The 15117-nt window shown below is 66.4% G+C and carries 9 protein-coding genes; 5 read left to right on the top strand and 4 right to left on the bottom strand.

Annotated features, from left to right (window positions below):
- Positions 1–49: 49 nt before the first annotated feature.
- Positions 50–910, bottom strand: coding sequence for a carbon-nitrogen hydrolase family protein (locus tag CJ010_RS07925; protein WP_141017532.1), 861 nt, complete (start codon positions 908–910; stop codon positions 50–52).
- The gene (locus tag CJ010_RS07920) at positions 907–4824 is read right to left on the bottom strand and encodes a YhdP family protein (RefSeq protein ID WP_141017531.1); all 3918 of its coding nucleotides are present in this window, start codon (positions 4822–4824) and stop codon (positions 907–909) included. Before CJ010_RS07920 ends, CJ010_RS07925 begins: the two co-directional genes overlap by 4 nt.
- A gap of 150 nt (positions 4825–4974) precedes the next feature.
- Between CJ010_RS07920 and glnE the strand changes: the two genes are divergently transcribed.
- The 4 genes from glnE (at position 4975) to CJ010_RS07900 (ending at position 10935) form a co-directional block, all read left to right on the top strand.
- On the top strand, positions 4975–7656 hold the full coding sequence (gene glnE, locus CJ010_RS07915; protein ID WP_141017530.1) for a bifunctional [glutamate--ammonia ligase]-adenylyl-L-tyrosine phosphorylase/[glutamate--ammonia-ligase] adenylyltransferase: 2682 nt from the start codon (positions 4975–4977) through the stop codon (positions 7654–7656).
- A 100-nt stretch (positions 7657–7756) separates the two neighbouring features.
- Positions 7757–9259: a CYTH and CHAD domain-containing protein gene (locus CJ010_RS07910; protein WP_141017529.1), complete on the top strand. Its 1503-nt coding sequence runs from the start codon at positions 7757–7759 to the stop codon at positions 9257–9259.
- 68 nt (positions 9260–9327) lie between these two features.
- Positions 9328–9780 (top strand): histidine phosphatase family protein, encoded by a 453-nt coding sequence (locus CJ010_RS07905; protein ID WP_141017528.1) that lies wholly within the window; start codon positions 9328–9330, stop codon positions 9778–9780.
- Between the two features lie 237 nt (positions 9781–10017).
- Positions 10018–10935, top strand: a complete 918-nt coding sequence (locus CJ010_RS07900) for a hypothetical protein (protein ID WP_141017527.1) — start codon at positions 10018–10020, stop codon at positions 10933–10935.
- Between the two features lie 21 nt (positions 10936–10956).
- Here the strand turns inward: CJ010_RS07900 and CJ010_RS07895 are convergent, their stop codons facing one another.
- On the bottom strand, positions 10957–12639 hold the full coding sequence (locus CJ010_RS07895; RefSeq protein ID WP_141017526.1) for a bifunctional protein-serine/threonine kinase/phosphatase: 1683 nt from the start codon (positions 12637–12639) through the stop codon (positions 10957–10959).
- A 125-nt stretch (positions 12640–12764) separates the two neighbouring features.
- The gene (locus CJ010_RS07890; RefSeq protein ID WP_141017525.1) at positions 12765–13979 is read right to left on the bottom strand and encodes a NarK/NasA family nitrate transporter; all 1215 of its coding nucleotides are present in this window, start codon (positions 13977–13979) and stop codon (positions 12765–12767) included.
- 671 nt (positions 13980–14650) lie between these two features.
- Between CJ010_RS07890 and CJ010_RS07885 the strand changes: the two genes are divergently transcribed.
- A complete protein-coding gene (locus CJ010_RS07885; RefSeq protein WP_141017524.1) occupies positions 14651–14947 on the top strand; it encodes a hypothetical protein in 297 nt (98 codons plus the stop codon).
- The last annotated feature ends 170 nt before the right edge of the window (positions 14948–15117 follow it).

Here is a 15117-nt window from a genome sequence, read left to right as displayed (position 1 = left end):
GACGTTGTCGGGTTGGACTCCGACAACCGGAAAACGATCTGCGCCGGCATCACGGGGCCGTCGGCAGGCAACGATGGTTCAGGGCTGGCAGGCTGGCGCGAACCGAAGCGATGCGCGAAAAATCGACATCCGCGGCGACAAAACCCCAGCCCTCCTCCCTGCAGGCAAGCACCTCGCCCCACGGGTCGACGATCATGGAATGCCCCCAGGTCACGCGCCCGCTCGGATGGCGGCCGCCCTGCGCCGGTGCCATCACGTAGCACTGGTTCTCGATCGCACGCGCCCGCAGCAGCACTTCCCAGTGTGCTCGACCGGTGGTGTAGGTAAAGGCCGCCGGCAGGATGATCAGGTCGGGTTCACCCATCGCCCGGAAAAGTTCGGGAAAACGCAGGTCGTAGCAGACGGACAGACCGGTGCGCCCCGCCGGGCTGTCGAAACTGACCACCTGGCGGCCGGGCTCGATGGTCGCGGCCTCGTCGTAGCGCTCGGCTCCGCGCTGAAAACCGAACAGGTGGATCTTGTCGTAGCGCACCACCTGCTCGCCACGGTCGTTGAACACCAGCGTGGTGTTGCGCACCTTGTGATCGCTCGATGCCACCATCGGGATGGTGCCCCCCACCAGCCAGACGCCGTGCCGCGCCGCGGCTTCGGCGAGGAAATCCTGTAGCGGTCCCTGACCTTCGCGTTCGCGCAGGCTGACTTTGGCCGTCTCGTCCGCACTGATCAGCGGAAAATACTCCGGTAGCGCCACCAGGCGGGCGCCGTCGTCGGCGGCCGCGGCGATCAGCGCAGCCACCTCGCGCAGATTGGCGGCGACGTCAGGGCCGGATACGGTCTGTACCGCGGCGACACGCACGGGTGCGGGCGGAATCGGGTCGGCAGGATCTTCGGCAGTCGGTTCGGTGCTCATTGGGCAGGTGTTGCGGATTGTTTGGCAGGCTGCCCCAGCGGCAACTGCGGAATCAGGTTTTCGGCCGGCGAACCGAGCTTCTCCACCTTTGGATCGTCCCATTCGCCGGTGATCGCGTAGTCGTAGGCAAAGAGCTTTTCGATCGGATCGCTCAAGGCCTTCTGTGCGAGATAGGTCACCACCCCGGCCACCGGGTTGATCAGGCCGGCCGCCGCGCCGATCGCCACCGACTCCGACAGCGTAGGCTGCACGGTGACTCTCAAATCCTGGGTTTCGGCGCCGATGTCGGCCGAGCCGCTCATCAGCACGCGGGCCGCGGGCCCACGGATCTGCAGGTTCTCGGTGCGCATCACCCCGGCACGCACGTCGATGCTACCGGAAATGCGATCGAAGGCGAAACCTTCGGAAAAGACATCGCGGAAGTCCAGCGTGATGCGCCGCGGCAGCGCCTGCAGACTGAGGATGCCGAGCAGGCGGCCAACCCCCGGATCGAGCTTGTTGAACTGGCCGTTCTCCGCCTCCACGGTCATCTCGCCGTCGAGCGAGGCGTAGTCGATGCGGGTCGGCGCACCGCGCCAACCGAGCTTGCCGGCGAGCGTCGCCTGGCCGCCGCGCACCGCGTCTGGATAACCCAGCGCGTGGGTGAGCCGGCCGATGTCGGGCGCTTCGAGACGGAAGTCGAGCTCGGTACGCGGATTGCCGCTTGGCCGCCACAGGCCGCTGCCGCTCAGGCGCCCCTCGGCACGGGTCAGGGCAAAACGCTCGAGCAGCCATTGACGATCGCGGTTGCGCGCCAGCACCTCCAGACGGCCGAGCGGCTGGCCGCGCAGCGACAACTGAGCGACCGTCACGTCCAGCCCGGGCAGGCTGTGCGGCGGGTCGGCCGGCACCTCGGCTTGTTCATCGACCACCACGGCACCATCGTCCTTGTCACCCACCATCAGGCGCGAAAAACGCGCCACCAGGTTACCGTTTCCGGCCTGACGCCAGTCGAATTCACCCTGTGCCTGGGCGCTGTCCAAGCGCGCCTTCCAGCCGCCGGGATCGGCCACCGCGCGCAAGTTGAGACCGGTGAGATGCTGCCCCAACACGATCACCTTGCCCGCCTGCAGAGCCACGCCGGCCAGCGGCAACTGCAGGCCGGCGTCGTTTTCCTCAGTCCTTCCGACCATGCCGAGCGCGTTGCGCCAGGCATCGACGTCGAGTTCATCCAGGGTGGCCGCCACCAGCACGCCACGTTCGGCCATGCGCACCGGCTGGAACACACCGACACCGCCGCGGACCACCCCCGCGTGCCTCTGCTCGCCAGGGCGGCGCTCGAACTCGAGCTGCAGGCGGCCGTCGATTGTCGCCTTGAGCACCGAGGTATCGCTATTGGCCGGATAGTTCAACGCCACCTCCAGCGGCCAGCGTTCGGTGGCGGTCTTGTTCAGCGGATACGGCAGGCTGGAGACAAGGCCATCCAGGCCCGACTGCACATGCACCCGCGTTCCGTCGCGACGCACGGCGATGTCCGCCTGCCACGGCGTGCTGCCGGCAAGGTGGGCAAGCAGCGGCCAGTCGTGGGTCTGCATCAGCGCGGCCGCACTCAGGCGGCCGGTCGCGTTGAAGGCGACCGTCCCATCCGCCGCAGTCTGGGCGGTGAGTATCATCGGCTCGCCGAACAGCCGGGCGCGCGCTTCCGGAATCGCCAGTTCGTCGGCGGTGAAGCGCAGGCGGCCGGCGGCCTCCTCCATCGGCGGCAGGCCTTCGACCACCCACAGGCGATTGCCGCTGAAGCGGTATTCGCCGCGCACCGTGCTGTCGCGCGTGTGGCGCAGCGGCATCACCAGTTTGAGATCGAGACTGCCATTGCCCTCGGCGCGCATCGCATCGGTGAAACGGTCGATACGGTCGGCCACCGGGCTTTCGGAGACAAAGCGCAGGAAGTCGGCAGTGGCGCCATCGGCCCTGCCGGTGAGCGTCATGACCTCGCTGGGCAGCACATCGAGATCGGGCACGTTGGCGACGACCTCGCTCAGCGCGACGTTGAGGATGCGGCCGCGGTTGGCAGCGATGCGCAGGCCCGGTCCTTCGAAGCGGACCTCGCCGTAGATGCCTTCGATGATGGGCCAGCCCGGCGCGTAATCGAGCACGGCGTCGGCTACCTGGATCGCCACCAGGAACTGTCCATCGCCTTTGCGGAAGGGGAAATCGTCCAGGTTGCCCTTGAGGCGCAAGCGCGTGTCGGGCACGGTGGCGCGGCGAATCGCGTTGCGCACCCAGTCGTGGGTATCGCGATTGACGACGCGCGGCAGGTAGCGCCACACCGCCGTGCCCTCGGCACGGGTGAGACGGGCCTGCAGGTCGATTTCGCCGGCGCCGCCGGTCGCCGGCCAGTAGCGGCCGGATGCGGTACCGGCCGCGTCCGGATTGTCGAAGCTCGCCGAATCGAGCGCGATCTCCAGTCGACCGTCCTTGCGCGTCCACCCGCCTTCCGCACGGAAAGTGGAGAACAGCAGACGCGACTCGACGAACACTTCCGGCAGATCGACGTGGGTATCGCGTCCGTCGAGCCGGAAACGCCCGCCTTTCTCGGTGCCCTCGACATCGCCCGAAAGACCGCCGATACCCGGAATCGCATCACGGGCCGCCAGGCCGATGCCGTCGAAGCGGGCCGCCAGCGACCACGACTGCGGCGCATCCAGTTCGCCCCGCCAATCGACCTGCAGATCCTGCACCCGGCCGCGGGGAGCGAAGGCCGCGAGCCGCTGGCGCACGCTGTCGTCGAAGGGCAGATGGGCCGCCAGCGCAGCAAGTCCGGTGAGATCGAGCTGATTGGCGCGGGCGAGGCCGCCGGCGCCGTCACCCTCGTGCCGAACCTCGAGCTGGAAGTCCGTCGGGGCGACACTCACGCCATCACCGGTTTCCAGGCTGAGGCCGCGGGCACTCACCTTGAAAGCCGCACCCGAGGTGCTCGCCGCCAGACGGCCGCTCAGGCGGGTAAGCTGCAGCGCCGGCAGGCCTTCGCCGAGGCGGGTCTCGACGGCATTCAGGGCGACGTCGGCAACGATGCCGCGCCGACCGTCGGCCTCCATGTCTATCCAGGCCCGCACACCGCCGCTGCCGCTGACCGGCACGGGGTAATCGACCCACGAGCGCCAGCCGCCGAGGTCGGCGTGATCGAGCGCGATGTAGACGCGCCCGACCGACTTGACCGGGGCGTCCACCGCAAGCCGCGTCAATTCGCCACGCAGATCGAGCGCCGAGGCCAGCGCTGCCGGCGGCTGGGCTCTCAGCGCAAAACGATGCTTGCCGAAGCTGCGGTCCACCCGGAACTCGACGCGGGTCAGGCGCAGTTCGGGTGCGCCGCGCAGGTCGTCCGTCCAGCTCAGCGCGGCATTGCGCACCACCACCTGGCGCTGCTCGAGCAGCCATTCGATGAAACCGCCGTCGGACGCGCCGGTGTCGACCGCCATGCCGGCCACCTGGATGCTGCCGTCGGCGCCGCGGCGGGCGGCGATGTCCGGCCCGACGATTTCGAGACGATGGAAATAGGGCCGCAGCTTGAGCAGCGCCGACCAGGCCAGCGTGGCATCAACGCGTTCCAGGCGCAGCGCCGGCTGGCCCTGCTGGTCGCTCAGCGCGAATCCCGACAGATGCAGGCGCGGGCGCAGGCCCGACCAGTCACCGCTCAGCGCGTCTATCGAAACGGGCAACCCGACCGCGCGCGACAACCCGGCCGCGACCTCCTCCCGATAGGCGCCGACGTTGGGCAACACGAATTCGCGCAGGGCGATGAAGAGGCCACCGAAGGCAAACCAGACGACGAGCGCCGCGACACCTAGCCGGCGCAGGAATGCATACGCCGACACGCGCCAGGGCGCTGCCGGGACGGAAGGAACAGGAGGAAGGCGCTGCGGCTCGTCGCTCATGGGTATTCGGACCGACCTTGCGGGCCGGAATATCCCGGCTTGGCTACAATCCTTGCTTCATCCACGTTGGTCAGTTTTCCGGGCAGCAGGGCCGCCCGTCGGAGCCCGGCATTCTACCAACGATCACGCCCACGTTCGGAACTCGTCCACATGCCCACCGAATCCGCCCTCCTGCCTGCCGCCATCCAGCACGCTGCCGGACTGTCGCGCTACCTTGCCCGCATGCTGGACAGCCGTCCCTGGCTGGCGGAAACGCTGGCGGCCAGTATCGACGCCCCGGTCGACGCGGCAGCAATGCAGGCCTTCATTGCCGAACAGGGCGCCGATGAAGCCAGTCTGCGCCCGACCCTGCGCCAGTTGCGCACCTGGGTGCTGGGCCACCTGATCGTGCGCGACCTGAGCGGCAGCGCCGACCTCGCCGAGGTCACCGAGACCATGACCGTGCTCGCCGAAGTCGCGGTGAAGCACGCCCACGACGTGCTGCGCGAGGGGCTGATGCAGCGCTACGGCGCACCGCTCTCGCCCACCGGCTGGGAGCAGGAACTGCTGGTGATAGGCATGGGCAAGCTCGGCGGGCGCGAACTCAACGTGTCCTCGGATATCGACCTGATCTTCATCTACCCGGAAGACGGCGATACCGGTGGCAAGAAGGTGATCAGCAACTTCGAGTTCTTCGAGCGGCTGGGCAAGCAGCTCATCCAGTCGCTGGCCGAAATCACCGAGCACGGCCAGGTCTTCCGCGTCGACATGCGGCTGCGGCCCAACGGCGACTCCGGTCCGCTGGTCGGCAGCTTCGACATGCTGGAAAACTACTTCATTAGCCAGGGCCGCGAGTGGGAACGCTACGCCTGGATCAAGGCGCGCGTGCTCGCCGGCGAACGCTGGCGCGAACTGGAACAGATCGCCCGCCCCTTCGTTTTCCGCAAGTATCTGGACTTCGGCGCGATCAACGCGATGCGCGACCTGCATGCGCAGATCCGCCGCGAGGTGAGCCGCCGCGACCGCATGCACAACGTCAAGCTCGGCCCCGGCGGCATCCGCGAGATCGAGTTCATCGCCCAGGTCTTCCAGCTGATCCGCGGCGGCCGCGACACCGAGCTGCAGATCCGGCCGACGCTGCAGGTGCTGGCACGACTGGCCGCGCGCGGCATTCTCGGCGCCGACACCGTTGCCGAGCTGTCGGCCGCCTACGACTTCCTGCGCCGGCTCGAACACCGCCTGCAATACCTGGACGACGCCCAGACGCACGACCTGCCGGACAGCGAATCCGACCGCGCGCTGATTGCCCGCGCCATGGGCTTCGACAGTTTCGCCGCGCTCAACCACGTGCTGGAAGGCCATCGCGCCGTCGTCAGCCGCCATTTCGAAGCGGTATTCGGCAATCCCAACGACGAAGATCACAACCTCAACGCTACATGGGCTGCGGCCCAGGACAGCACGCGCACCGCGCCCAAGCTGACCGAACTCGGTTATCGCGACGCCGACGCCGCGGCCAGCCGGCTCGCCGCCATCCACGCCAGTTCGCGCTACCAGCAGCTGCCCAACCACATCCGCCACCGCTTCGACGCGCTGATGCCACGCGTGATCGAGGCGGCCGCCGCGACGCAGGACGCAGACGAAACCCTGGCCCGCTGCCTCGACCTGCTCGAGGCGATCAGCCGACGCGGTGCCTATCTGGCCTTGCTGCAGCAATACCCTCAGGCGCTGCGCCGGGTGGCCGATCTGGTCGGCAGTTCGCGCTGGGCCGCGCAGTACCTCGCGCGCCACCCCATCCTGCTCGACGAACTGCTGGACGACCGCAACCACGAACCCCAGCCCGACTGGCAACGTTTCCGCGACGAGCTCGCCGCCCAGCTCGACGCCATCGAGCCCGACATGGAACGCCAGATGGACCTGATGCGCGAGCAGCACCACGCCCAGGTCTTCCGCCTGCTCACCCAGGACATCTCCGGCCTGCTCACGGTGGAGAAGCTCGCCGACCACCTCTCCGCGCTGGCCGACATCATGGTGGCGCTGACCCTGCCGCTGTGCTGGCGCAAGATCAAGATCCGCCACCGCGACGAACCGAAGTTCGCCGTCATCAGCTACGGCAAGCTCGGCGGCAAGGAACTGGGTTACGCCTCGGACCTCGACATCGTGTTCCTGTATGACGACGAGGCGCCGGAATCCGCCGAGGTCTATTCCCGCCTTGCCCAGCGCACCAACACCTGGCTGTCCAGTCAGACCGCCGCCGGCATCCTGTTCGAGACCGACCTGCGCCTGCGGCCCAACGGCGAATCCGGGCTGATCGCCTGCTCGCTCGAAGCCTTCCGCAAGTACCAGCTCGAGTCCGCCTGGGTGTGGGAGCACCAGGCGCTCACCCGTGCCCGCTTCAGCGCTGGCGATCCGGCCATCGGCGAAGCCTTCGAGCGCATCCGCTGCGAGGTGCTGCGCCTGCCGCGCGATCTCGCCGCGCTGCGGACGGAGGTCGCCGACATGCGTCAGAAGATGCGCGATGCACATGGCGGCAAGAGCGCGCTGTTCGATCTCAAGCACGACCACGGTGGCCTGATCGACGTCGAATTCCTCGTCCAGTATCTGGTGCTCGGTCATGCCAATGCCCATCCCCAGCTCACCGGCAACCTCGGCAACATCGCACTGCTACGCATCGCTGCCGAGCTGGGACTGATTCCCGCCGAGCTGGCCGAGGCCTGCGGCGACAGCTACCGCGAGTTTCGTCGTCTGCAGCACCGACAGCGCCTCAACGGCCAGCCCTCGCGGGTCGAACCGGACGAGGTGGCCGAAGCACGCAAACCGGTGGAAGCCTTGTGGGCAAGCGTGTTCGGCGGCTGAGGAGGCGCGGGACGATGGAACGCCGCTGTAACCACGCCCACTTTTGGGGCGGGTAGAATCCTGCGTTTCCCGTCCCTTCCGACGCGCCGTCGCCCCCGCCATGAGCCAGGAAATCGAACTCAAGCTCGCGTTGCCCGCCCGCGCGCTGCCCGCCCTGCGTCGCCACCCGCTGGTTGCTTCCGCCCAGAAAGTGGGCAAGATCGAGACGCTGGACAACACCTATTACGACACCGCGGCGCTCACGCTGAAGGCACGCAAGGTGGCGATCCGGACCCGTAAGCAGGGCCGCAAGTGGCTGCAGACGGTGAAGTGCGCCGCGACATCCACCGGTGGCCTGACCCAGCGGCCCGAGTGGGAAGGCCCCTACAGCGGCAGCTTCGACTTCTCCGCGATCGACCGTCCCGAGGTGGCGAAGCTGCTGCACAAGCACCACGACCAGCTCGTTCCGCTCTTCACCACCCGTTTTCGCCGCGAAACCCGGCTGTATGCGCCGCGTGACGGCGTCCGCATCCTTTTGATGACCGACAACGGCACCATCGTGGCGCAGGAGCGCTCCACGCCGATCTGCGAACTCGAACTCGAACTGGTCGAGGGCACTGCACTCGATCTGCTCGAACTCGCCTGCACCCTGGCGCGCGACCTGCCGCTGACCCCGAGCGACATCAGCAAAGCCGAACGCGGTTACCGCCTTTTCCTCGACCAGCCCGTCCTGCCCGCTCGCGCCCAGCCGGTGCCGCTCACCGCCGATGTGGACGTGAGCGTCGCCTTCCGCGAACTTGCCTTCGCCTGCCTGCGGCAATGGCAAGCCAATGCGGTCGCAATCGCCGCCGGCGACGACGGGCCGGAATTCGTGCATCAGTTGCGGGTGGCCCTGCGACGCCTGCGTTCGCTGCTGCGCATCTTCGCCCCAGCCCTGCCGGCCGGCTTTCGCAGCGAATGGAACAACCGCCTGCGTGACAACGCCAACCTCGTCGGCGATGCACGCGACCTCGACGTGCTCTACGACGAACTGCTCGCTCCGGTGATCACCGACGAACTCACCGACCGCAACGTCGACGTGGCCGGATTGCAGACGCTCGCCACCGAGGCACGCGAAGCCGCCCGCCATCGCGCGCTCGGGAATCTGGCCGCCGCGAACCAGGGGCTACCCATCCTGGAGTTCACCACTGCCCTGCATCGGCTGGCACCCCCGCCGGCAAACAGCGGCACGCTGGGCGATTTCGCCGCGGCCCAGCTCGATCTGCTGCGAAAACGCGCCCGGCGCCGCTACGACGATGCCGCGTCGCTCGCCCCGACCCGTCTGCATGCGCTGCGCATCGCGCTCAAGCACCTGCGTTACGGCGCCGAGTTCTTCGCGCCGCTCCTGGCCCGCAAGGCAGGCGAGCGCTACATCGCCCGCCTCACACGGGCGCAGAACACACTCGGCTACCTGAACGACGTCGACGTGGCTCGTGGCCGACTGGAGGCCTGGGCGGACGACATCCCCGCCCTGCAGGCGGCCAGCGCCTTCGTGCTCGGCTGGCATGCAACCCGCTATGCCCGCTATCGCCGGCGGGTGCTCGACGACGTGCGGCCGGTACTGTGGGGAAAGAAGCCATGGTGAGCGCAGCTGCAATACCGGTGCAACCGGCGGACGCCAAGATGGCGGCCCTTTCCAGGACCGACACACGCATGGATCTACTACTCTGGCGTCACGCCGAAGCCGTCGAGGGCACGCCCGACCACACCCGCGAGCTCACCGAGCGCGGCATCAAGCAGGCGCACAAGATGGCTGACTGGCTCCACGCGCACAAACCGAAGCGGCTGCGCGTCCTGGTCAGTCCCACGCTGCGTACCCGACAGACGGCCTCGGCCTTCACCGACGACTTCGAGGTCGTGCCCGCGCTGGGCCCAATGGGCAGCGTGGCCGATCTCCTCGGCGCGGTCGGCTGGCCGGATGGTGGCGGCGCAACCCTCATCGTCGGTCACCAGCCTGCGCTCGGACGACTCTCTTCACTGCTGCTGGCCGGCGTGGAAGCCGACTGGACGATCAAGAAAGGCGCGCTGTGGTGGTTCACCAACCGCGTACGCGACGGTGAAACGCAGACCGTGCTGCGCGCGGTCCTGCCGGCCGACCTGGTCTAGCCAAGCACTATACAAAGTCGTAGCCGGGCACGGCTCCGAACACGCCCCGGGGAACGGTCGTCCTGCGTGGTGAGCCCTATCCCCTGCCTCACGCCTGCGGCCCCGGCAGGCGCCGCTGCCCGTGCCTTTCGGTGAGGCGGCGGCATCCTCTTCTTCCAAGTCGCGGAAGACTTTTTTGCAGCGCACGATCGGCGTATTCTTTGCTCCCCGCCCCTCCCGGCAAGGACAGTTGCGCACATGAACCCGGACATCCCCAACGGTACCCTCGACACCGTCGACGGCGTACGCCGTGTGTATTACGACGGCTACTGGATGAAGGTCTACGATCCACCAGCAGATTCGCTGCAGGCCAAGAAGACGCTGATCCAGGCACTGACGCGCCGACTCTTCAACCACGTCGAGCACGGTATCAACATTCCCGGCAAGCGCCTGGAAGACGCACGCCGTGCCTTCGAAACCGAGCAGGATCCGGAACACAAACGGGTAAAGGGAGCAATGCTGGCCGGCGCGCTGTTCAACCGTGCAACCGATATCTTCACCAAGCTGGTCGAACTGCAAGCGCTGGGCATCGAAATCGAAACCGATAATGCGCTGATGCGTGAGTGCGGCGTCTGTCTGCAGGAAGCGCTCAACCTCGGCCGGATGGTTCTGCACCGCAGCGGAGAAGAGGGCATCGACGAGCTCTGGGGTGAGCCCTTCCGCGCCTTCTCGATCCCGGTCGAGGCCTTCTATGAAAGCCGTTACGTCAAGATTGCCCAGGCCCTGCGTGATATAGACCGTGTCGCAGACGTGATGATCGCCACCTTCAAGGACAATCCGCTGTTCGCCGGGGTGGAGGCACTGATCGCGGAATTCTCGCGCATCGCCAAGGTGAAATGCGAGACATTGCGGACCGACGAGGCGATCTTCGAAATCTGGCCCAACTTCGTGGTGACTTCGGAACGCATGGCCGCCTTCGCACCGCGGCTGTCCTGTACGCCGACGGCGGAAGAAAGACAGAGCGCGGCCGACGGCCTGCGCCTGATCATGCAGGGACGAGACCTGCTGACCTACATCGCCCGCGCCCGCGTCACCATGCCGAAGAGCGCGCGCGAATACATGGAGCGCTGCGAGCAGTACGCAGCCTCCCAGCGATCGGCCTCGCCCGGCGCCTGAGCGTCATCGTCGATCGCTCCCTCAACGGGCGAACAGCAGCAGCGCGAGGAATACGTTGAGCACGATGGAGGCGACGGCGAGCAGTTTCAGGCCGAGGTCCGGATGGCGTCGGGCCAGCGGGCGCTTGCGCGGCATCCGCAGCGGCCGGTGTGCGCCCAGCTCCAGCGCCAGCAGGAACTCCTCTGCAGTCTCGAAACGCTCGCCCGGCTCACGCGCCACCGCCTTCAGCAGCACCGCCTCGAGCCAGTCGGGGATATCTGGCCGATAGCGGGTGGGCGCCACCGGTTCGCCGAAACGTGGCTTCTGGAAGGGTTCGATCTCGCCATAGGGGTAATGGCGCGTCAGCAACTCGTACAGGCTCACGCCGACCGCGTAGAGATCGGTGGATTCGTTGGCGCGCTCGCCGGCATAGAGATCGGGCGCCATGTAGCTCGGTGTGCCCGGATTGTTGATCTCGTTGAATTCCTGGCCATCGGTGGCGGACACGCCGAGGTCGAGAATGCGCAGCTTGCCCTGGGCATCCAGATGCAGGTTGTCGGGTTTGATGTCGCGATGCACGATCGCCAGCCGGTGCAGAGCGCCAACGCCGCGCAGGATCTCGCACCCCAGGTCGGCCACCTCCGCACTGGAGAAGCGGTAGCCGCTCGCCAGCCGCATCTTGAGGCTTGCACCCTCGTGCCAGGTCATCAGGTAATAGAGATGCTTGCGCTCCGGCCAGTCGATGACCTCGGGAAAATGCCGGTCCACCACCCGCTTGGCAATCCACTCCTCGTAGACCAGGGCGCGGCAGTTCTCCTCGTCGCCGGCGCCCGGACGTAGCGTCTTCAACACCAGCGGCCGCCCCTGCGGGTCGGCCACCCGGTACAGGCGAGTCACCAGCGAATCGTGCAGCACCTCGTCCACCACGAGACCATCCAGCATCTCGCCGGCCTTGAGGCTGGGGGGCAGCGGCAGCAGGCGGCCGGCCTCGAACAGCTCTGGCAGGCGCGACGCAGGCAGGCTCTCTACCCGCAGCACCAAGGCGGTGCAGTTGTCGGGCGAACCCGAGCGGGTCGCCATCATCGCGAGTTCGGCCGCCACATCCTGCGGGTCGCTGACATCCTCGAGGATCTTGCAGATGCGCTCGTCGCCCAGCGTTGCCCACACGCCGTCGCTCATCAAGGCATAGACGTCGCCGCGCGCCAGATCGCCGTCGGACAGGTCTATGCTGAGTCGCGAATCCAGGCCGACTGCGCGCGACAAGACGGAATCCAGCTCGGGGTGAGCCCAGGTATGGTCGGTAGTGAGCTGCTCCAGGCGTCCATCGCGCCAGCGGTAGATGCGGGTGTCGCCGACGTGCGCCAGGTAATAACGGGTGCCGCGCACCACCATCGCCGACAGCGTGGTAGCCATGCCCGCGGTCTGGCGGTTCTTCTTTGCCTGGCTGACCACCCACTGGTTGAGCGACTGGATGACCCGTTCCAGGCTGGTGTTTACAGCCCAGGTGTCCGGCGTGGCGTAGTAGTCAGCCAGCAGTCCACGCACTGTACCTTCGGCAGCCTCACGCCCATTCTCGTGCCCCCCCAGACCGTCGGCCACCGCCAGCAGGATGCCCTTATCGACAAGCTCCGCGCCGGCGGGCGTGACATAGCCCCCGTAGTCCTCGTTACGCGGACGCGCTCCGGTGAGCGACGAATAGCCGATGCGAACATTGAGCTGGCTCATGAGGGCCTGTGAATGCGCAGAGGGTGAGCGTTCCGCATGGAAGCATCAGATGCGTCCGCGGGCAAGGTCCGAACACGCGAGCGCGGCGCATCCGAGCTGCCGATGCGCCGCACTGCAGGCAAGAGTCAGATCTTGGCGGTGGTCAGGTGGGGAGCCCCCCAGGTGGTGCGCCACCGCCTCTTCACCGCGGTCAAGCCGGTCAGCGCGGCGAGCGCGAGGCCAGCAAAGATCAGGAAGCCGAACATGTAGGAACCACTCACCTGCTTGGAATAGCCGAGGCTGGATGCCAGGTAGAAACCGCCGACACCGCCCGCCATGCCGACCAGACCGGTCATCACGCCAATCTCCTTGCGGAAGCGCTGCGGCACCAACTGGAACACCGCACCGTTGCCCATGCCGAGCGACAGCATTGCGCAAACGAAGACCAGCAGCGCCATCCAGGCGCTCGGCAGACCAACGGACACCAGTGCCAGCGCGACCGCGGCCGCGACATAGACGACGGAAAGCGATTTGATACCGCCGATGCGGTCAGCCAGATTGCCGCCGATGGGGCGCACCAGGCTGCCGGCAAAAACACAGGCAGCCGTGAAGTAACCCGCCATCTTGGCGTCGAGCCCGTACTGGGTATTGAAGTAGATGGTCAGCGACGACGCCAGGCCGACGAAACCACCGAAGGTGACGCTGTAGAAGAACATGAACCACCAGGCGTCCTTGTCCTTCAGCACCGCCAGATACTCACTCAGCTTCTTGGGCGGAGGACAATCCGGCGCATCCTTCGCCAGCACAAGATACACGACGAAGACGAGGCAAAGCGGAATCAGCGCCAGCCCGAAGACATTCACCCAGCCGAACGCGGCAGCCAGACCCGGCCCGAAGAGCGCGGCCAACGCCGTACCGGAATTACCGGCGCCGGCAATTCCCAGCGCGGTACCCTGATGCTCCGGCGGATACCAGCGCGACGCCAGCGGCAAGGCCACCGCGAAGGACGCCCCCGCCACACCGAGGAACAGGCCGAGGATCAGGGTCTGCTCGTAGGAGTGGATGCCGTTACGCCACGCATAGGCCAGCGCGACAATCACGATCACCTGGCCGATCGCTCCGGTGAGCTTCGGCTTGAGGTGGTCGACCATCATGCCCATGACGAAGCGCAGCAAGGCACCTGCCAGCACTGGTGTCGCAACCATCATGCCTTTTTGCGCATGTGTCAGACCAAGGTCTGCCGATATCTGCACGCCCAGCGGGCCAAGCATCACCCACACCATGAAGGCGAGGTCGAAGTAAAGGAATGCGGCTAGCAGGGTGGGCATGTGGCCCGCCTGCATGAAGGATTTCTTGTCCATCGTGTGCTCCCGATCGGAGCAGAACGCCTGCTCCGATTATGGCTGTTGATTCAGAGGGCCAGATGGATCTGGCCGTTTAATACCCAGAGGTCGAGGGGTGTGCTGCAACCGGCATCGAATACCATCACCTGACAGCTCACGCGCTGCGCCTTGCAGCGATCCCTCCGGCAAGCGTCCGTGCGGCGCCTGACCATGCCCTGATATGGCGGCCCGCCTATCCGCGGACACCTGACGCGCATCGAAAGCCCCCAACGCCCGCACGGCCGAACATGCGGATGTCTTTGCCATGTCGGAAGCCCCCCCAGATACAGTCCCTGCGAGCGGCAAGCATGACTGGACCCGACCCCTCGCCGACGGTTACCCAAAACTCGCGCGGTCTCACCGGGCCCGGCTAGCGTTCCCCAGTCTTTACCCCCGAAATGGGTCGCGCTAACGCCCGGCCGTGCAAACAATCGCGCCCGCAACCCACATGAGCGTTCGTAGCGCCAGGGGCGTTTGCGCACCGGGCAAATGTTCAAACCGGCCGTCTTGAGAGCATTGTCGAGGACAATGTCGCAGATGTATTCCGAACCGGCGTAGTCCACCACGCTCGTACTGGAACGCATAGCTCCTGTCATCAGCGCGACACCAGTCGGGGAACCAGCGCTCTCGGGAAAATGGAGCGTTGCGAAGTGGCCGTTGCAGTGCGCATCCAGCCTGTCGACGGCCGCGAGACCAAGCCGGCCAACACCGATCATGGGCGAAAATCTAGTGTTGTCGAAATTTGGCTGAGGTTGAGCGTCGACGACCGTGGCACCGAACAGATCGACGCCCACATTGAACAACACTTCCGGCGCGCAGGCACCGGCCATGCCATTGCCGATCGTGACAGGCCAAGGTTTGTTCATAAGACAGCTCCCGATTCAATCGGCAGAGGCGTGAGCCACTACCAAGCCAAAAAATGGCGTCTTGACTGGGATCGTCTTTGATCTGACAGCACTGCCTCTTTGCAGTACCGGTGATAAGCCCCGGAAGGCTCCAAGTTGTCGGTCAACGCTGACCGGACGCGGGTCAGAGCCACTAAAGCAGAAACTGTGCCACAATAGAAACGGGAGACTAATCAATTACTAACATTCTCGTAAGTATTGTCACAGCATGA

Source organism: Azoarcus sp. DD4 (assembly GCF_006496635.1).
Classification (GTDB): Bacteria; Pseudomonadota; Gammaproteobacteria; order Burkholderiales; family Rhodocyclaceae; genus Azoarcus.
The sequence above is the reverse complement of the archived record's forward strand: the minus strand, read 5'-3'. Positions and strand labels throughout refer to the sequence as shown.